This is a genomic window from Mesorhizobium sp. WSM4822 (assembly GCF_055811155.1).
On the sequence record NZ_JBVVQM010000005.1, the window covers coordinates 421,187 to 439,025 of the forward strand.

Annotated in this window: 20 protein-coding genes; 7 read left to right on the forward strand and 13 right to left on the reverse strand. The window is 63.4% G+C overall.

Annotated features, from left to right (window positions below; translation table 11 throughout):
• Positions 1 to 29: 29 nt before the first annotated feature.
• Positions 30 to 272, reverse strand: coding sequence for a hypothetical protein (locus AC0L3E_RS15150; RefSeq protein WP_127269195.1), 243 nt, complete (start codon positions 270 to 272; stop codon positions 30 to 32).
• 281 nt (positions 273 to 553) lie between these two features.
• Here AC0L3E_RS15150 and AC0L3E_RS15155 point away from each other — a divergent pair, with 281 nt between their 5' ends.
• A complete protein-coding gene (locus AC0L3E_RS15155; protein WP_127269194.1) occupies positions 554 to 871 on the forward strand; it encodes a hypothetical protein in 318 nt (105 codons plus the stop codon).
• Positions 872 to 975: 104 nt separating this feature from the next.
• Here the strand turns inward: AC0L3E_RS15155 and AC0L3E_RS15160 are convergent, their stop codons facing one another.
• Positions 976 to 1,845 (reverse strand): SDR family oxidoreductase, encoded by an 870-nt coding sequence (locus AC0L3E_RS15160; protein ID WP_473605082.1) that lies wholly within the window; start codon positions 1,843 to 1,845, stop codon positions 976 to 978.
• 103 nt (positions 1,846 to 1,948) lie between these two features.
• On the opposite strand from AC0L3E_RS15160, the gene AC0L3E_RS15165 reads away from it, so the two are divergent.
• The 3 genes from AC0L3E_RS15165 (at position 1,949) to AC0L3E_RS15175 (ending at position 4,577) form a co-directional block, all read left to right on the forward strand.
• Positions 1,949 to 2,833, forward strand: coding sequence for a LysR family transcriptional regulator (locus AC0L3E_RS15165; protein WP_128307675.1), 885 nt, complete (start codon positions 1,949 to 1,951; stop codon positions 2,831 to 2,833).
• Between the two features lie 418 nt (positions 2,834 to 3,251).
• Entirely contained in the window at positions 3,252 to 3,446 is a 195-nt protein-coding gene (locus tag AC0L3E_RS15170; RefSeq protein ID WP_128307673.1) for a hypothetical protein, read from the forward strand.
• Between the two features lie 129 nt (positions 3,447 to 3,575).
• Positions 3,576 to 4,577, forward strand: a complete 1,002-nt coding sequence (locus AC0L3E_RS15175; protein WP_473605083.1) for an aldo/keto reductase — start codon at positions 3,576 to 3,578, stop codon at positions 4,575 to 4,577.
• Between the two features lie 101 nt (positions 4,578 to 4,678).
• Here the strand turns inward: AC0L3E_RS15175 and AC0L3E_RS15180 are convergent, their stop codons facing one another.
• From AC0L3E_RS15180 to AC0L3E_RS15205, 6 genes are all read right to left on the reverse strand, one after another.
• Positions 4,679 to 5,326, reverse strand: a complete 648-nt coding sequence (locus AC0L3E_RS15180) for a glutathione S-transferase family protein (RefSeq protein WP_127271145.1) — start codon at positions 5,324 to 5,326, stop codon at positions 4,679 to 4,681.
• A 145-nt stretch (positions 5,327 to 5,471) separates the two neighbouring features.
• Positions 5,472 to 7,457 carry an AI-2E family transporter gene (locus tag AC0L3E_RS15185; RefSeq protein WP_128307671.1) on the reverse strand — a complete coding sequence of 662 codons (1,986 nt, stop codon included), beginning with the start codon at positions 7,455 to 7,457 and terminating at the stop codon, positions 5,472 to 5,474.
• A 128-nt stretch (positions 7,458 to 7,585) separates the two neighbouring features.
• On the reverse strand, positions 7,586 to 8,653 hold the full coding sequence (locus AC0L3E_RS15190) for a D-alanine--D-alanine ligase family protein (protein ID WP_473605084.1): 1,068 nt from the start codon (positions 8,651 to 8,653) through the stop codon (positions 7,586 to 7,588).
• A gap of 26 nt (positions 8,654 to 8,679) precedes the next feature.
• On the reverse strand, positions 8,680 to 9,297 hold the full coding sequence (locus tag AC0L3E_RS15195) for a C39 family peptidase (protein ID WP_128307669.1): 618 nt from the start codon (positions 9,295 to 9,297) through the stop codon (positions 8,680 to 8,682).
• A gap of 100 nt (positions 9,298 to 9,397) precedes the next feature.
• Entirely contained in the window at positions 9,398 to 9,913 is a 516-nt protein-coding gene (locus AC0L3E_RS15200; protein ID WP_127319408.1) for a hypothetical protein, read from the reverse strand.
• 187 nt (positions 9,914 to 10,100) lie between these two features.
• On the reverse strand, positions 10,101 to 10,529 hold the full coding sequence (locus AC0L3E_RS15205; RefSeq protein ID WP_473605085.1) for a VOC family protein: 429 nt from the start codon (positions 10,527 to 10,529) through the stop codon (positions 10,101 to 10,103).
• Between the two features lie 322 nt (positions 10,530 to 10,851).
• Here AC0L3E_RS15205 and AC0L3E_RS15210 point away from each other — a divergent pair, with 322 nt between their 5' ends.
• The gene (locus tag AC0L3E_RS15210; RefSeq protein ID WP_245469453.1) at positions 10,852 to 11,154 is read left to right on the forward strand and encodes a hypothetical protein; all 303 of its coding nucleotides are present in this window, start codon (positions 10,852 to 10,854) and stop codon (positions 11,152 to 11,154) included.
• On the opposite strand, the gene AC0L3E_RS15215 is transcribed toward AC0L3E_RS15210, so the two are convergent.
• The 3 genes from AC0L3E_RS15215 to AC0L3E_RS15225 form a co-directional block, all read right to left on the reverse strand.
• The gene (locus AC0L3E_RS15215; RefSeq protein WP_206631175.1) at positions 11,131 to 12,330 is read right to left on the reverse strand and encodes an aminotransferase-like domain-containing protein; all 1,200 of its coding nucleotides are present in this window, start codon (positions 12,328 to 12,330) and stop codon (positions 11,131 to 11,133) included. The two genes, AC0L3E_RS15210 and AC0L3E_RS15215, sit on opposite strands and share 24 nt — an antisense overlap.
• Positions 12,331 to 12,506: 176 nt before the next feature.
• On the reverse strand, positions 12,507 to 12,959 hold the full coding sequence (locus AC0L3E_RS15220) for a GNAT family N-acetyltransferase (protein ID WP_473605086.1): 453 nt from the start codon (positions 12,957 to 12,959) through the stop codon (positions 12,507 to 12,509).
• Between the two features lie 257 nt (positions 12,960 to 13,216).
• Positions 13,217 to 13,969 carry a pyridoxamine 5'-phosphate oxidase family protein gene (locus AC0L3E_RS15225; RefSeq protein ID WP_256746866.1) on the reverse strand — a complete coding sequence of 251 codons (753 nt, stop codon included), beginning with the start codon at positions 13,967 to 13,969 and terminating at the stop codon, positions 13,217 to 13,219.
• Positions 13,970 to 14,004: 35 nt separating this feature from the next.
• Between AC0L3E_RS15225 and pdxR the strand changes: the two genes are divergently transcribed.
• Entirely contained in the window at positions 14,005 to 15,429 is a 1,425-nt protein-coding gene (pdxR, locus tag AC0L3E_RS15230) for a MocR-like pyridoxine biosynthesis transcription factor PdxR (protein ID WP_473605087.1), read from the forward strand.
• Positions 15,430 to 15,480: 51 nt separating this feature from the next.
• On the opposite strand, the gene AC0L3E_RS15235 is transcribed toward pdxR, so the two are convergent.
• Positions 15,481 to 15,975, reverse strand: coding sequence for a hypothetical protein (locus AC0L3E_RS15235; protein ID WP_473605088.1), 495 nt, complete (start codon positions 15,973 to 15,975; stop codon positions 15,481 to 15,483).
• Positions 15,976 to 16,093: 118 nt separating this feature from the next.
• Between AC0L3E_RS15235 and AC0L3E_RS15240 the strand changes: the two genes are divergently transcribed.
• The gene (locus AC0L3E_RS15240; protein ID WP_127383395.1) at positions 16,094 to 16,693 is read left to right on the forward strand and encodes a DUF922 domain-containing Zn-dependent protease; all 600 of its coding nucleotides are present in this window, start codon (positions 16,094 to 16,096) and stop codon (positions 16,691 to 16,693) included.
• A gap of 72 nt (positions 16,694 to 16,765) precedes the next feature.
• On the opposite strand, the gene AC0L3E_RS15245 is transcribed toward AC0L3E_RS15240, so the two are convergent.
• The gene (locus AC0L3E_RS15245) at positions 16,766 to 17,824 is read right to left on the reverse strand and encodes a Gfo/Idh/MocA family protein (protein WP_127272050.1); all 1,059 of its coding nucleotides are present in this window, start codon (positions 17,822 to 17,824) and stop codon (positions 16,766 to 16,768) included.
• Positions 17,825 to 17,839: the final 15 nt, after the last annotated feature.

The following is a 17,839-nucleotide window of genomic DNA, read 5'->3' on the forward strand; positions in this document are numbered from 1 at the left end:
CCAGGGCGGCTCAGGCACGGTGAACCGCCCTACTCCTTGCCGCCGTCGGAAATGCCGTTGCCGCCGGCGGTTGGCAGGATGCCGAAGTCTTGCGACTTCGTCCCTTGCTCCGCCGTCAGGAAGCCATCCGAGGCAAGACCGCGCCGCAGCAATTCCCTCACGGCGGCCGAACGGCTCGGCATGCGCTTGTCGAAGCGCCAGTTTTCCAGCGCCGCCAGTTCGTCTGACGTCAGCATGATCTGCAACCGTTCCGGGCGTTCCAGTTCAGTCATCGCGCTTCCCTCGCTCAGCACCACGAATACGTAGAATGAGTATTCAACTTACTCAACTTATAATTAGGAAACCGCTCCTAGCGCGTCAAGACCTCGCGATGGGTGAACTGCTTGTCATGCTCATGAAGAGCCCGATGCGTATTCGGCGTAACACACACAGTTGCACAACTATACTAACTTATTGATTTGTTTGGATATTATTTAATTAGTGACTTGCCAAGCCCAAGCCCCTGCCGCATTGTGCAACCTGAACAGAAAACCATTCCCTTTGGGAGGTTTCGATGCGGTATGATTACTCGGCGCGACTGCGCGATGACGTCCGTTCAGCAGTCCAGGTCGCCTTCAGGAAGACCGGCATCGTCAGCATCACGGCGGTGGCGGAGCATGTGAGGGTCAGGAATCTGGCCGAAAACGTCGCCCTCGAGGACGTCGAATACCTTGTCTTCCAGGCAGCCCAGCTGATTGGCGCGGCAATTGAATTCGACGGGCTCACCAATTTCGACGGCGTAGCTGGTCTGTTCGTGGATGGCCTCGGTGGCGACGATGGTGAGCGCGTCAACGCCCAACTCGACAGACCTGGTGAGGCCACCCTGCAGTAAGGCAATTCCGGCTGAACGCGCATTTGTTCCGTGCCAGTCAGGGCGGCCTCCTCAAAAGGCCGCCCTGCTGTTTCCGTACCTTGGTGATGACCGGAGCCGTTCCGTCAGGCGGAGCCGGCGATTTGTGAGGCGAAGTCGCGATAGGGACGCAGCGGGCGGCCCAGAAGCGTGGTCAGGCGCTCGACGTCGCCGGCCTCGGGCAGCATGCCGTCGGTCAGGAACCGTTCGCCCATCAAGCGCATATCGTACGCTATCCAGGCAGGCAGGAACTGCTTGAGGTTCTGCTCGAAACCTTCGGTGTTGTCGCCGCCGTAGCTGATCGGGCGGGCAAGCACGTCGGACCAGATGGCGGCGATATCCGTCCCGGTCAGTGTCTGCGGACCGACGAGGTTGATCCGCTCGAGCGCAAGCGGCTCCGCGGACCGTTCGCGGCGCAGCAGCTCGAGAGCGGCGATCTCGGCGATATCACGCACGTCGACCATGGCGAGCCCCTTGGCGCCGACCGGCATTGTGTAGGTGCCGTAGCCGGTGATGACGTCTTCGATCATCAGGTCGTTCTGGATGAAATAGGCCGGGCGCAGGATCGTAGCCTGGAAGCCCATCTGCTCGATCATTCGCTCGACGCCGAATTTGCCGGCGAAATGCGGCACGTTCACATAGACGTCCGCATGGATCACCGAGAGATAGACGATCCGCTCGATGCCCGCCGATCGGGCGACGTTCAGCGCGACCAAAGCCTGGGTGAATTCGTCCGGCACCACGGCGTTCAAGAGGAACAGGGTGGAAACACCGGACATAGCTTTGCGCAGTGAATCGACATCGAGAAAGTCGCCTTGCGCGACCGATACGCCTGCCGGAAAGCTGGCTTTCGACGGATCGCGGACGAGAGCACGGACGTCGGCGCCGCGCTTGACGAGGTGTTCGACGACTTGGCGGCCAACATTGCCTGTGGCGCCGGTAACGAGAATGGTCATGGAATTTCTCCTGTTGGGTTGCTTGACAGGCCCAATATGTGTGGCTCACAAACAGTCAAACAGGCCGAAATTTTAGACGCGCCGTCTCACTGGTGGAACACTCATGGATCTTCTGGCCCTCACCGATTTCAACCTCGTTGCCCGCCATGGCGGTTTCGGCAAAGCGGCAAGGGCCACCGGCCGGCCCAAGGCAACCTTGTCGCGGCGGGTTGGAGACTTGGAGGGCAGCCTTGACCTGCGCCTGTTTGAACGGGGCGCGCGCAACCTGAAGCTGACCGAAGAAGGACGGGCGCTCTTCGAGCGGACGGGGGTATTGCTTGCCGAACTGGACGAGACGGCTGCGGAGATAGCCTCGGGCGGTCGGAAGCCCAAGGGCAGATTGCGTATCAGCGCGCCCCTGCTTTTTTCTCAGACCGCGATGGGGAGGATCGCCGCGGGATTTACCCTCAAATTTCCGGAGGTGAGGCTGGAGGTCACGACGGAGGACCGGGCTGTGGACATGATCGAGGAAGGCTACGACCTGGTGATCCGGGTCAACCCGGATCCCGACGAAAGCTTGGTCGGACGGGCGTTTCTCCGCGACCGGCTGGTCGTCGTGGCGAGCCCTCAACTTCCTCGCACCGGTGGTCCGGCCCCTGGCGTTGCGCGCGGGACAGGCGAACGGCAAATATGGCACGTGAAGACAGAGGCTGGCCGGTCGGCGATAGAAATCGAGCCGGTCCTCGCTTTGGGAACGCTCATTATGGTGCGCGATGCGGTGCGAGCGGGGGTCGGGGCAGCACGTCTTCCCATTTCGTTGGTGGCCCACGATTTAGCTGACGGCACACTGGTGAATTGGGGAGACATTGACGGCCCTGAGATCGCTCTGTGGACGCTCTACCCGTCTCGGCGGCTGCTCAGCCCGCGCGTGTCGGCTTTCCTGGACTTTCTGAAACAGGCCTTCCCGAACGGGACGCCGGACGAACTGGCCGCCTATATCGGCAGGTGATGCCCGGCCGCTTTCAGCGCACTGGGAGCCTGGGCAGCGTCACGTCACCTGCCAGCCTGCTTGGCAGAACATGCCGCGACCTCCGATCCACTCCTCGACAGAACCCGGCAAACAGGCCGATCGCGCCGGCAGGCGCCGTTTCGCGAACGATTGTTTTCGGTGTGGAACAAACTGGGTGCATAGAGGTTTTGGCCTCGCCGCACTCAGGAGGACGTGGTGAAGGCTCTGCGCAGTCTCCTTGCCGAACTGTCATCCAACTGGCTCAGGCGCCGCAAGGCGCAAGCGTCCAACACCGCTGGGAATGCCAAAGCCACGCCCAGCGTTGCGCCGCAGGCGTCAAACCAGCGTGCCACTCATAGGGCCAAGCCTCCGTCCACCCCCGATGTCGCCTCCAACATGTGAGCGAGCTGCAAAGGCCATGATGATGCTGAATCGCCTGACTACAGATCCACTTCTCCGCCTTTTCATCGGTATAATTGCCGGCACATTGGCTGGAGGCGGTGTCGGCGAAGTGGTCGGCAACCATATCATGGCCGATCCCCTTGTCGGCGCATCCATGGGCGCTTTTGTCGGCGCCGCGATTGCCGGAGTGATCCTGGCCGTCGAAGAATAGCGCCGCCGCATGGTGAGCAGCCATGGGGCGGCCGCGTCGTCTTCAAGCCATCGACATGCGGCCGAACACCCTGTGGGAATTGAGCGATCGGCTGCTATAATTCCTGGACCTTCCCGGAGAACGCCTGCCATGACCCTGAAAACACGCAAGCTCGGCAGCCAGGGGCTGCAGGTCTCGGCCATCGGCCTCGGCTGCATGGGCATGAGCCAGTCCTACGGGCCGGCCGACGAGGCCGAATCCATCGCCACGCTGCACCGCGCCATCGAACTCGGCTGCACCTTCCTCGACACCGCCGAGGTCTATGGCCCGTATACCAACGAGGCATTGCTCGGCCGGGCGTTGAAGGGCAAGCGCGGCCAGGTGACGATCGCCACCAAATTCGGCTTCCGCATCGAAAACGGCAAGCAGGCTGGAACCGACAGCCGGCCCGAGCATATTCGTGAGGTCGTGGAAGCCTCGCTCGGCCGCCTCGGAACCGACCATATCGACCTGCTCTACCAGCACCGCGTCGACCCGGCGGTGCCGATGGAGGATGTCGCGGGCGCCGTCGGCGAACTCGTCGCGCAAGGCAAGGTGCGCTTCTTCGGCCTGTCGGAGGCCGGCGCGGCCAACATCCGCCGGGCGCATGCCGCGCACCCGGTGTCAGCGGTGCAGAGCGAGTATTCGCTGTGGGAGCGCAATCTGGAGCCGGAGATCATCCCGCTGCTTGGCGAACTCGGCATCGGCCTGGTGCCGTTCTCGCCGCTCGGCCGAGATTTTCTCACCGGCCAGGTCAAGCGCGCGGAAGACTATCCCGACGGCGATTATCGCCGCAACGACCCGCGCTACCAGGGCGAAAACTACGACGCCAATGTCGAGGCAGCCGCCAAGGTGCGCGACATCGCAGCAGCCAAAGACATCAAGCCCGGCCAGGTCGCGCTGGCATGGCTGCTGGCGAAGGGCGACGGCTTTGGCATCGACATCGTGCCGATCCCCGGCACCAAGCGCAGAAAATACCTGGAAGAGAACGTCGCCGCCGCCACAATCAAACTCGATGCCGCCGAGATGGCCGCGCTCGACGAAGCGCTTGCGCCGGGAAAAGTCTCCGGCCCGCGCTACACCGAGCGGGGCATGGCGATGGTCGACCGGTAGGGGGCGCCGCCCGTCTCGCTCTGAGGGCAATGCTCTCGCTCAACTCTTCGGCGGCAGCTGATGTCAAATCGGCTGTCGGCTCGGCTTTATCAGCCAATGTTTCAGCTGGCCGGTGGAGCGTTGATCGCAAATTGCGCAGCGAAAGCCCTGATGTAAGCAGGCCGAGCTTCACCGCGCGCTACATATGCAGCAAGGTTTTGATATTCGTCCAAAATGCCCGACATTCTTAGTCGCAGCAGCACCGATACCATCAACAGATCGCCCGCGCTGAATGCATCGTCGAGCCACTCGGCGGCGTCCAGACGAGCCGAGAGCCTGTCGAGACAAGCGCGAACACGATCCTTCACCAATGGCAAACGCTCCTCGCTCCAGGGCTTGTCAGCTTCGAATATCTTTGCCGTCGTTAATTCGAGGATCGGCGGCTCGACTGTGTTAAGTGCGGCAAACATCCACGTGATCGCACGCGCGCGGGCATCGCGATCGCCGGGCAGCAGGCCCGCGTGCTGCTCGGCAAGGTGAAGGATGATCGAGCCGGTCTCGAACAGTGAGAGAGAACCCTCCTCGTAGGTGGGGATCTGGCCGAAGGGATGGAGGGCCAGATGGTCCGGCGCCTTCATCTGCGCGAAGGAAACAAACCGAACCTCATAAGGCAGCCCTACCTCTTCGAGCGCCCAGCGAACGCGCGTATCGCGCGCCAGTCCCTTGCCGCGATCGGGCGATCGCTCAAATGCCGTGATGGTGATTGTCATCGCATCGTTCCTGATTGGGCGAATTCTTCGGCTCCCTATCGTGAAGACGAATGGGCCTCCCGGAAATCGACATCTGTGAACTATTTTCCGCAATTCGTGCCTGGCTTGTCGACCCCGACATTGCCGAAAAAGGCAAAGGCAGGGCCTAATCCGCCGCTGCCGCCGTAACCTTCTTGGACGCGGCCCGCTGTCGCCGCATGCGCCGTTTGGCGACGAGCTTGAGAGCGACCGGCGGCTCGTTTGACAGCGCGCCCAGCACGGCGTCGACCATGCCATGCGCCACGAAATCCGCGTTCAAGTCACGGGCCAGTTTGTCGGCCGTCTCCTTGTCCTCGCTGCCGGCCTCCGACCAGAACACGATTCCCACCCGAAGTGCGGCCTTCGCACGCTTCAGCCGGCGAACCAGAAAACGGGCGTGCTTGACGGAATCCCGGTTCAGGAATCCGACCACGACAGTGTCGACGGTTTCGAGCTCAAGGCGGCGAATGCTGGCGGGCTCCATATCCGCAAAGCCGGCTTTCGATACCGTCGCGCCCTGGACCTCCAGCACCTGCGCCAGCATCGCGGCGGCGGCGTCGTCGAGCTCGCCACGCCCACCGGCGCAAAGCACGGACATATCCGTTCCATCGGGCAGGTCGGTCTCGTCTTCCCCGTTGGGATCGCCATCGTCGCTCGCCTCTGCGGCCACGGGCGGCGCCTCCTCCTCGCCTGCCTCCTCCTGCGCGCTGTCGTCGAGATTGGCCACCAGCACCAGGGCACTGGCCGCCACCTGCCGCCTTTGCAAATCGCCCATGACGCCGCGCACACGGTCTTGTTCGCCCAGCAAAAGCGCCGGAATGGCAACCTTGTCGTAGAATTCGACCAGATATTTCTCCTCCAGCATCTCCTCGGCATGGTCGGTGGCTTCTTCCGGATCGCCGGCCAGAAGCCGCTGGTACAGGCGCGCATGGGGTTCGAGCACGGGCTCGTTGCCGAACAGCACGTCGAGGAATTCAAACTGCGGCACGTGTCTGCCCAGCACCACCAGGCAGACGGTGAGCGGTGTCGACAGGATCAGCCCGAGCGGCCCCCAGAGCCACGTCCAGAAAATCGCCGCGACGATGATCGCCAGCGGCGACAGTCCTGTCCGCGAACCGTAGAGCCAGGGTTCGATGATATTGCCGGTGATCAGCTCCATCACTACGAACAGGGCGGCGGTCCACAGCACGAGCGACCAGCCCGGCGCAACGGCCAGCGCCAGGAACAGCGGCAAAAGCATGCCGATGATCGGGCCGATATAGGGAACGAAACGCAGCGCCAGCGCCAGCAGCCCCCACAGCAGCGCATTGGGAATACCGAGGGCCCAGAGCCCGATCGCGATCGGTACGGCGTAGACGATGTTGACGACCAATTGCATCAAGAGATAGCGGCCCACCCGCTTGGCGGCATCCTGAAGCGCCTCGGTGGTGCGGTGGAGGTCGCCGTAGCCGACAAGCCGGATGAAGCGGTCGCGCAGATCCTCCCGCTCGAGCAGCATGAAGATGACGACGACGATGATCAGTCCGGCCGACCCAAGCGGGCTGATCAGCGGCCCGACGATATTCTGCAGGACCTGGAGCGGCCTTTCTCGGGCGACGATCTCGACAGGCACCGGCTCGCGCGGCGGCTTTTCCGGGGTGGCAGCCGGCAGCGAGGGGTCCTGCCTGTCGATCTCCTGGCCGACCCGTTCGACCACCTTGCTCAGTCTGGCAAGGATCCCGCCCCCGACCCCGGTTTCCTTGAGCGAGCGGATCTTGGTCAGGATGTTGGTCTGGTAGACCGGGATGTTCTGCGCCAGTTCGCTGACCTGCGTGGCGACGATGAAGGAGAACAGGCCAAGCGCCGCGAAAGCGCCGAGCACGCTGGCAATGACGGCGGCAATCCGGGGAATGCCGATTTTTTTAAGAGCTGAGACAAGCGGCGCCAGTGCGAAGGTCAGCAGCAGCGCGATCGCGATCGGCAGGAAAACCTCGCGCCCGAAATACAGTGCGGCCACCGTCGTGACGATGGCCGCCACATTGGGCAAAGAGGTTCGCGGATGGGGCGCGGCTGCTGAAAGGGCGTCCCCTAGCCCATCAGCCGGAGACGCCGTGCCGTTTCGACGATTGGCCACGTGATGCCTCCCCTGCCAAATGCCATGATCGGGCATATAGAGCGGACGTGCAACTTTAGCCAACGATGAAATACGCCTCGCTCACAGGCAATGATCCGGGCCGCATCGGCCGCTCTCGACCGATCGGATCAGCGCGCCGCATGCCTGGCCAGCGCGTGCTCGATCAGCACGTCGATGGTTTGGCTGTAGCCGATGCCTGAGGCGGCCAACGCCTTGGCGTACATCGAGATGTCGGTGAATCCGGGAATGGTGTTGACCTCGTTGACGAGCAGGCTGCCATCGGCGCGCAGGAAGAAATCGACGCGCGCCATGGCTTCGCAGCCGAGCGCCTGAAAAGCCTGACGCGCCATCTCCCTCGCTTTGTCGGCCACAGTGGCCGGGACATCAGCGGGCACCTTGACCAGCGCGCCGTCGGCATCGAGATATTTGGCCTCATAGGTGTAGAAGCCGTGCTTGCCGGCCGGAATGATCTCGCCGGGCAGCGACACCGTCAGCGACCCGCCGGCGCGCTCCAGCACCGAGAACTCGATCTCGCGGCCCTCGACGAATTCCTCGATCAACACTTTGCCGTCGTAGCGGAAAGCCGTGTCGATGGCCTGCTCGAAGCCATCCCTGTCATTCACCTTGCTGACCCCGAAGGACGAGCCCTGGCGCGCCGGCTTGGCGAAGAACGGCAGGCCGAGCGCCCCGGCAATCTCCTGGAAGGAATGCTTGCCGTTTCGATGCACGGTGACGGAGCGGGCAACCGCCAATCCCGCCTCGCGCATCAGCCGCTTGGCGACATCCTTGTCCATGGCGGCGGCCGAGGCGAGGATGCCGCAGCCGACATAGGCGACATCGGCGACCTCGGCATAGCCCTGCACCGAGCCGTCCTCGCCGAACGGCCCGTGCAGTACAGGAAACACGACGTCGATGGGAGGCAGGTCAGGCTGCGTACCATCCCGAGCCACAGCGACCAGCCGGCCCTTGCCGCCGGGCAACAATGCGACCTCGGCACCATCTTCGGATGCCGGCGCCCCTGCCGCGTCATCAAGTTGTTGCAGCAGCCATCTGCCGCTTTTGGTAATGGCGATCGGCACGATGTCGTAGCGCGTCCGGTCGATCGCCTTCAGCACATTGGCGGCCGAAAGGCGCGACACGTCATGCTCGGCCGAACGCCCGCCATAGAGGATGGCCACTCTTGTCTTACCGGTCATCGAAATCCCTCGACTCTCAAAAAAAATCAAATGGCGACGGCAATGCCGCGATTGGCGAAGAAGCGGTCGAAATCGGCCGGCGCCAACACTGCGTCTGCCTGTGTGGCGGGGTCATGGCCTGACGGGTTGTGGAAGCGGAAACCCTGATTGGATGCCGCGGTGACCAGCACCAGGTGACCGCCCTTCGAGGGCGGCTCGCGCTCGGGCCAGCGGATCGAACTGCTGACCGACGCGATGAAGAAGCGCATCCGCTGCATGATCGCCGGAATCTCCGCCGTCGCGACATTGGTCACCACCTCGGCCCGGAGTCCAAAAACCTCTTTCACGAAGCTGACGAAGGGCGCGTAGATCAGCCCCTTGATCGATCCCCCGTTGACGACATAGCCGCCATATAAGGTGCAGCGCCTGGCAAGCTCGATCGTCGGCACGATCTCGCCGCGGCTTGCCAGGATCATCTTAAGGCAGGCCATGCCGCAGATATTGGCCGCCCAGACCGCATATTCATCGAGTGTTTCCGCGCCCGATCCCCGCCACAGCGGATCGCGCCTGAGGGCAACATCCGCGCCGTCGGCGAGCACGTCCAGCGTCATATCTGGCGTCTCCCACTGGCTGAAAAACGGCACGGTTTCAGGCAGTGGACTCATACGGGCTCCTCGGCGGTTGACTCCATCTCGTATACGAGGATACGAGATGGATGAAAAGCCGCTTAGGCCCGTTTAGGTGTGGCGAGCCGCGCGCCGCCGCCTACTCGGCCTTCGTCCAACCGAAAACCAGCCATGCATATTTCGATTTTTCGTCGGGTTCGACAGTGTAGGTCATCTGCATGTCGCCGTCCTTGGCGTAGATATCCAGCCGGGGCGCCGTCTCCAGCTTGAGCCACGCCGAACTGTTGCTGAAGGACCAGGTTCCGCACCAGACGCAAGGCCCCGACGTCGGATCACCCGGCTGATGAAAGTTGTAGCGGCCGTCCGCCGTGATCTCCAGATAGTCGAACGCGCCGTAAAACGCGGTCACCGTCTGCTGGAATTCATTGGCGGCCGCTTCCTGTTCCGGTGTCGGCGCATCCTTCATATCGCGCGGCGGCCGGATGGCTCCGCCGTTGAGTTTCCATTTGCCGACAAAATCCTTCTGGGTCGGAAGATATTCCTCCTGCGCCTGCGCCGATGAAACATAAGCAAAAGGTGATATACTTGTGAGGCCCACGGCCCCGATCGCAAATAAAAGCGTGGCGGCACAGATCGCCCTTGTTGGGTTTTGCATAAAAGATATATCTCCACGGAGGTAAGGGGAGTTCTATTGAGGATTTTGCAGCGCACGTTGCTTCGATGCCGATTCCCGCCCGCCATTTGCACGGTTAGCATCGTGGCCATCAATCTGGCAACGCAAGGAAGCCTCTCTCCAGCATCGCCCATGCGCCCGCGATCCCGGCCGGCTGAATATCGGCAGCTTAGAAGGTGATCTTCACCGAAGCGGCGCTGCGACGATGCGGACCATGATGGACGGCCTCGATGTTGTTGCCGTCGGGATCGAGCAGGAAGGCGGCGTAATAGCCAGGATGATAGGGCCGTTCGCCCGGCGCGCCATTGTCCGTGCCGCCAGCCGCCAGTCCGGCCTTGTAGAAGGCGTCGACCATGGCGTGGTCCCTTGCCTGGAAAGCCAGGTGATGGCGACCGGTGAGTTTTCCCTGGGCGGCCCGGCTGTCGGCAGTGGAGACAAACAGCTCGTCGGCCCAGAAAAAATCGTCGCCGCTCCCACCGATCGGAACATCGATCGCCTGCAGGACCGCCTCGTAGAAACGCCGGCTGGCCGCGAGATCCCTGACCACCAGTTGGATGTGGTCGATGAGCCGGCCGCGATGCAATTCCTGGGTTTCCATAAAGATGCCTCCTCGTGAGGTTCGAATTTAGGTTCGGACAGGGCGTCGTCAATGCGGATACTTGTTCTATCCAGCAAACAAAAAGCCCGCCGGGAGGGGATCCGGCGGGCCTTTGGAAAGCATGTCTAGCCTTCAGGGGTCTGAGGGGGGATCAGACCTGGTAAGAACCTTTGTTGGCCGCGGAGGTTCCACCCGAACAAAAAATTGCCGATGGCCCGTCGAAACCGCGGAAGCGGTGGAGGCGATTTCTTCGCGAGAGCACTCACAGTTTGGAACTTTCCGCTCACAACCGGGTTGGGTGCCCCGGTGGGAGGAATTGCTATTGGATAGTTTTCAGAGGCTCGAAGCGCTGGTCGACAGCGCCGGTATCGAGGATATCGAGGAAGCAACCGTTCTGCTGCGCCGGTTCAAGGGCAGGTCGCGCGAGGTCGCGGCAGCCATAGATGAGTTCATGCTCGATTTCATGACGTTGGTCTTCGTCGTCGAAAGCGGCGAAGAAGGTTTCGAAAAGCCGGTCCGCAAACTCGCTCGCACCAGGCTTTCAAAGCTTGAGCGGATGGTGACTGTGATGGCGGAGGAAAAGCCGGCCTCCGGCGCCGGCCTATCCCTTCAGGATGGCGGCTAGCCTTGGAATGCCTTCGCTCACCGCGCGCCGGTCGGCGAGCGTGAAGGACAGCCGCAGCGTGTTGCGCCCGGTGCCGTCGGCATAAAAGGCGCTGCCCGGCACGAAGGCCACCCGCGCTTCTTTCACCGACCGCGCCAGAAGCTCGGTGGCGTCGGCCCCTTCCGGCAACGTTACCCAGACGAACATGCCGCCTTCCGGGCGGCTCCAGGTCACGCCTTCCGGCATATTGGATTCCAGTGCCGAGAGCAGCCCGTCGCGGCGCTCGCGATAGGCGCCGATAAGTTTTTCCACCTGGCCGTCGGAGACGGCTTCGGCGACACGATGCATCACCACCTGGTTGATCGACGGGCTGTGCAGGTCCGAGGCCTGCTTCATCAGCACCAGTTTCTCGACGATGTGGCGCGGGGCGCAAACCCAGCCGACGCGCATGCCCGGCGACAGTATCTTCGAGAACGAGCCGCAATAGAGCGTGCGCGCCTTGTCGATGCCGCCGGACCTGATGCAGTCGAGCGCCAGGATCGGCGGCTCGCCTTCGCCGTCATAGCGCAGCGCGCGATAGGCGGCATCCTCGATGACGGCGATGTCGAGTTCGCCGGCAAGGTCGAGCACCGCCTCGCGCTGCTCACGGTTCAGCGTGTTGCCGGTCGGGTTGGCGAAATCCGGCACCAGATAGGCGAATTTGGCCTTGCCGCCATTTGCTGCCGCCGCCGCGCGATAGGCATCGGGCGTCATGTTGCCGCCGGCCGGGGTCAGCCGGTCGTAGCGAGGCTCATAGGCGTTGAAAGCCTGCAGCGCGCCGAGATAGGTCGGCCATGTCACCAGCGCGGTATCGCCCGGCGACAGGAACAGTTTGCCGAGATAGTCCAGCGCCTGCTGGGAGCCGGAGGTGATGAAGATATTGGCCTCGTCACAGGCGACGCCGAGCTTGCCCATCTGCCCGGCGAGCCAGCGCCGCAACGGCAGGTAGCCTTCCGAGACCTGGTACTGCAGCGCCGCACCCGCCTCCGCGCCGCCCAGCACCGAAGCATAGGCGTCGCGGATCGCCTCGGCCGGGAACAGCGCCGGATCGGGAATACCACCGGCGAACGAGATGATGTCCGGCTGGTCGAGCAGCTTCAGGAGCTCGCGGATTTCGGACGCTTTCATGCGCGACGAGCGCGAAGCCAACAGATTCATAAGGGTCACGACACGCCTCCCCAGACGCTGCAATATAGGTCAACTTGGCTGACCTATATCCCCTCTTGGCCGCGAATTGAAGTGTGCCTGAACGATTTCCCGAATGCGCCAGCGCTGGCGCACTGCTCGAACGCCGCGAGCAGTTCCACAAAAAATGTGCAGCGGTTTCCGTCCGCCTAAAGGCTCTTCTTGTAGCCGAGATGGCTGCCGGTGAAGCCGAGGCTCTCATAGAAGCGGTGCGCGTCCGCGCGCGACCTGTCGGTGGTCAACTGGACGAGGCCGCAGCCGCGCACCCGGCACGCATCGATCGCCCATTCGATCATCAGCCTGCCGACGCCCCCCGAGCGCCGGTGGCCGGCAACCCGAACCGCCTCGATCTGCCCGCGCCACGCGCCCTTGTGCGAGAGCCCGGCAAGGAAAGAAATCTGCAAGGTGCCGATCACCTCGCCGCCCTCGACAGCCACCGCCAGCAGTTGATTGGGATCGGCGTCGATGGCGTTGAAAGCATCGACATAGCCTTGCGCCAGCGGCAAGGAAGCGTCCTCGCGGCCGGCGCCAAGCGGATCGTCGGCCAGCATCGCGACGATATCAGGCAGGTCGGAGGCCTGCGCACGACGGAAGGTGATCATGGTGTCGAGATATCGCGAGGCACTGGTGGCCGCAAGATTTGAATACGCTCTCCACAGGGCGCTGGTGCCGCCCCTCATCTGCCTGCCGGCATCTTCTCCCCGTATAGTGACGGGGAGAAGGACGCTGTGTCAGATGATTTCGCCAAATCGCCAGCGTCGCAGAAAAAGCGCCAACGTGGCGGCCGGACATTTCTCCCCGTCACTATACGGGGAGAAATGTCCGGCAGGACAATGAGGGGCGGCGCTAACTTTGCTGACTACAGCTCGCCCTCATACGTCAGTTGCGCCTGCGTCAGCGCCCGATCCAGCCTTTCGCCCTCGGCATATCTAGCCAGATTCTGCGGCCGCTCCACACCGGGCAGCAGCCTCGGACACGGCTCGGCGGCGCCGACCACCATCCGCACCGGGATGACGCCGGCCCAAACCGGATGCCCGTAATCCTCCTCGTCGTCGCCGACGCCCTTGGCGCGCACTTTGGCTGATGCCTCTTCGATGCGCATGCCGATCACCGTCGTCGCCTTGGCCTCCTGCACCGAGATCGGCCGCAGGGTCTCGCTCCGGCCGGGGTAGAAGCGGTCGACGACTCCGGCCAGCGCCTTCAGTTTCTCATCAGGCTCGTCGATGATCCGCGCTGTGCCGAAACACATTGCCGAGCGGTAATTGGCGGAATGGTTGAAGCCGGAGCGCGCCAGCACCAGCCCGTCGAGATGCGACACCGTCAGACACGCCGGCGTGCCGCCGCGCAGATTGCGCAGCATGCGGCTGGCCGACGAGCCGTGCCAGTAGAGCATGTCGTCCTCGCGCCAGTGGATGGTCGGCGTGCAATAGGGCTGGCCGTCGAACGTATAGGCGACATGGCACAGCAGCCCGGCATCCAGCACCGCGAAGACTGCCGCATGGTCGTAGCTGCCGCGCTCGTGCAGGCGCTTGACGCGGTTGCGGCTGGTGGTCGGAAAGCTGGCTGGCGTGTCGTTCACGGCTTGCATCCTTGGTTGTTGTCTGCCAACCATGCGCCATGACATTGGTTGATAAAAGAACCAATCCGATGAAGAAAAAACAGACCAATTTGCCGGATTGGTCGGCGCTGATCCCGGTCCTCCCGGGCGACGGCCCGCGCAGCCGCGAGCTTTATGCGGCGCTCAGGCGGCTGATCGAGACCGGCGCGCTGGCCGCCGGGGCCAAATTGCCGACCACCCGGGATCTCGCACAGCGCTTCGGACTATCGCGTTCGGCGGCGGTTGCCTGTTTTGAAATGCTGGTCTCGGAAGGCTTCGCCGTCGCCAGGATCGGTGCCGGAACCTTCGTCGCGCCTGACGTGCCGCATCTGCCGACAACACTGGTCAAGCCACGGCCACCCGAGATCGATGCCGCCACCTCGCTGCCTTGCGGCCTTGGCGTGGCGGTGTCCGATCCGCGCACGCTTAATTTGTTTCGCATCCTTCTGTCGCGCCACCTAGCTCGCCCCGGGCCGGAGCATTTCCGCTATGGCGATCCGCGCGGCGGCCTGCCGCTGCGCACGGCAATTGCCACCTATCTCAGGACCGCACGCGGCGTGCGCTGCGATGCCGGCCAGATCGCGCTGACTTCGGGCACGCAGCAGGGGCTGGATCTTCTGGTGCGCGCCGCGCTCAGCCCCGGCGATGCCGTCTGGATCGAAAACCCCTGCTATCCCATGGCGCAGGCCGTGCTGGCCGGCAGCGGCGCCAGGGTTTTTGGGGTACCGGTCGACGCGGAAGGGCTCGATCCCGAGATCGGCGAAAGCCTGTGCTCCAAGGCGTGCGCGGCCTATGTCACGCCCTCGCATCAATATCCGCTCGGCGTGACGATGACGATGCGCCGCCGTCTCGCTTTGCTCGACTGGGCTCGGCGCAACGATGCCTGGATCATCGAGGACGACTACGACAGCGAGTTCCGCTATGCCGGCCCGCCGCTGACCTCGCTGCAGGGCATGGACGGTTCAGACCGTGTCGCCTATCTCGGCACCTTCTCGAAAATCCTCTTCCCCGGCCTGCGCATCGGCTATGTCGTGGTGCCCGAAGCGCTGCTCGATGCCGTGATGGCGGTCAGGGCGCGCTCCGACCGCTTCCCCTCGACTCTGGCCGAAGGCGCGCTGACCGACCTGTTGAACGAAGGCCATTTCGCCGCGCATCTCCGGCGCGTGCGCCGCCGCGTCCAGGCCGCGCGCGACGTCCTGGTCGCCGGCCTCGAGGCGCATTGCGGCGATGCCCTCGAAGTAACCGTGCCCGAACAGGGGTTGCATTTGATGGCGACGCTGAAGGACGCCGGGCCGGACACCGCGATCGTCGAGGCGGCGAAGGCGGCGGGTGTCGGCGCCAGGGCCTTGTCCTCAATGTTCATCGGCGGGGCGCCCCGGCAAGGTCTGGTGCTGGGTTTTTCGGGGTTTTCGGACGAGGAGTTGATGGCCGCGATGGTGCGACTGGGTGGGGTGGTTCGGCAGCAAGCCCGGTGAGCCAACGAGAACCGCCTCATTGGTGCGCCGGCATCGAACTGTAGAGCCCCGTCAATCCCCATCCGCTGGCCCGGCCTTGCCGCACTGCGCCAGCACCTTGCCGATGGCCGCGCTGGAGCCCTTCAGCGGAAAGCTGATCTCGCCATATTTGGCTGAACTGACCGACACATCGCCTTTGCCGCGCAGCAGGTCGAGCAGCGGATCGGCTTTCGCCAGATTGACCACGAAGTAGTTGTACATGGCCTCCAGCTGCAGTGTCTTCGTTACCGTCTTGCCGTCGGCCTTGAACGCGAACGAACCGCTGACGCCAGGTTCCAGCTGCTGGCCGGCGGCACCGAGATCGTAGCTCAGCACCGGCGTGTCGAAACAGGTGAGCATCATATGCGCATCGCCTTTCGGCCCGCCGCAGACCGAAGCCGTCAGCACGCTGCCGCCCTCGTCTTCCTCCATCTTGGCGCTCCAGCCACCGCACGACGCGGCAAACGCCGGCTGCGCGGCCTGCACGACGGCCAAGGCACCAGCGACGATGAGATGTGCAACTCTCATGACTCCCCCAATTGACTGCCTCCAGGGCATTTGCAGCGTCCGTCGGCAGCATATAGGAAAAAGCGATCCAATGGCATTGCCCGTTGCGGCAGCCGGTCCTGTTTCGTGGAGAGTTGGATTGAGAGCCTGCGTTCGCCTGTGTCTGTCCTTTGCCGCCCTGCTTGCCTCGCCGCTCACCGCTCGTGCCGAGTGGAAGCCGGTCGAGAAAATCGAGCCCTACGCGATCTCGGGCCGGTCCGGCGCCGAACTCTACCGCTCGATCGGCGAGAAAGGGCCAAAGCTCGGCATTGCCCGCGCCATCGCCTACACCAATTTCAAGCTGACCTGGGGGTTAAGGGACTACAAGCCCAGTGGCAAGGACTGCGTGCTGACGGCCGGGCGGCCGAAGCTGATCGTCACCTACACCTTGCCAAAACCCTCCGGCTCCCTGCCGCCCGCCGTCCAGAAGAACTGGGAAACTTTCATCGCCGGCGTCGCCGCCCATGAGAAGGTGCATGGCGCCAGCATGGTCCAGATGGTCCACGACATCCAAGCCGCGACGAACGGCCTGACCGTCGCCGACGATCCCAAATGCAGCAAGACAAGGGCCGAGGTGGTCAAGCGGCTCGACGCAATCTCGAAGGCGCGGGTGCTGGCAAGCCGCGATTTCGACCGCGTCGAATTCGGCAATGGCGGCAATTTGCAGAAACTGGTTTTTTCGCTCGTGACCGGCCCCTGACTGGCGCAGCCTCCAATCCGAAGTTGGCGGCAGTGCTATCTTCGACCGCTGGCGCCGGCCGCTTCGCCCAGCTCACCGCGTTTCCGCACTCGCCCTCAGCTCCGCCCGCTTCTCGTCCGAGACGACGGCCAGATCCAGCACCTTCTGCAATTCGGCGGCATGGCGGAAGGACGGTTCGGCCTGCACGCCGGATCGCACCGCGTCAGTGAAACGCTGGTAGTTGGTCGGCACCGTGCCGGCGTCGAGCTCTTCCCATATGGCGTTCTCGACGTTTTCGCCGATGCAAGCCTTGAGCGTCGAACCATCCAGATTGTGCACCACTTCGATGCCGCCCTTCTCGCCATAGATGCGCAGGCGCAGCTCGTTGAGATGGCCAGTCGCCCAGCGGCTGGCATGCACCACGCCGAAGGCGCCGTTGGAAAAGTCCAGCGTCATGGCGAAGCTGTCATTGGCGTCTAGCCCGTAGTCGCCGATGCGGTTGCCGGGCGCCTTGTCGAAGGCGCGCAGCCGGCAGAAGACATGGTCGATGTCGACGGCTGCGCCATAGCTGGCGAAATCGAGGATGTGGATGCCGACATCGCCAAGCACGCCATTGGAGCCGTGGCCGCGTGACAGGCGCCACAGCCATTTCGGATCGGTGCGCCAGTCGCCCCAGAATTTCGACACCAGCCAGCTTTGCAGGTAGGACGCCTCGACATGCCTGACGGTGCCGATCTCGCCCGCCTGCACCATCTGGCGGGCCTTCTGCAGCGCCGGCACATTGCGATAGGTGAGGTTCACCATGTTGACGATGCCGGCGGCCTCGGCGGCGTCGGCCATCTCGGTCGCCTTGCCATAGTTTTCGGCCAGCGGCTTCTCGCACAGCACCGGCTTGCCGGCGGCGACCAGCGCCATGGTGGTCGGGTGGTGGATGCGGTCCGGCGTGACATTGGCCACCGCGTCGAACTCACCCCATGTCAGCGCCTCATCCAGCGCGGTAAAGCGGTTGGGAATGTCAAAACTGTCGGCGAACTCGCCGACCCGTGCCGGATCGACATCGACCGCGCCGACGATGTCGACGCCGTCGATGGCGGTGAAGCGCCGCGCATGTTCCTGCGCCATCCAGCCGGTGCCGAGTATCAAAAGCCGCATTCTTTGCTCCTTGGG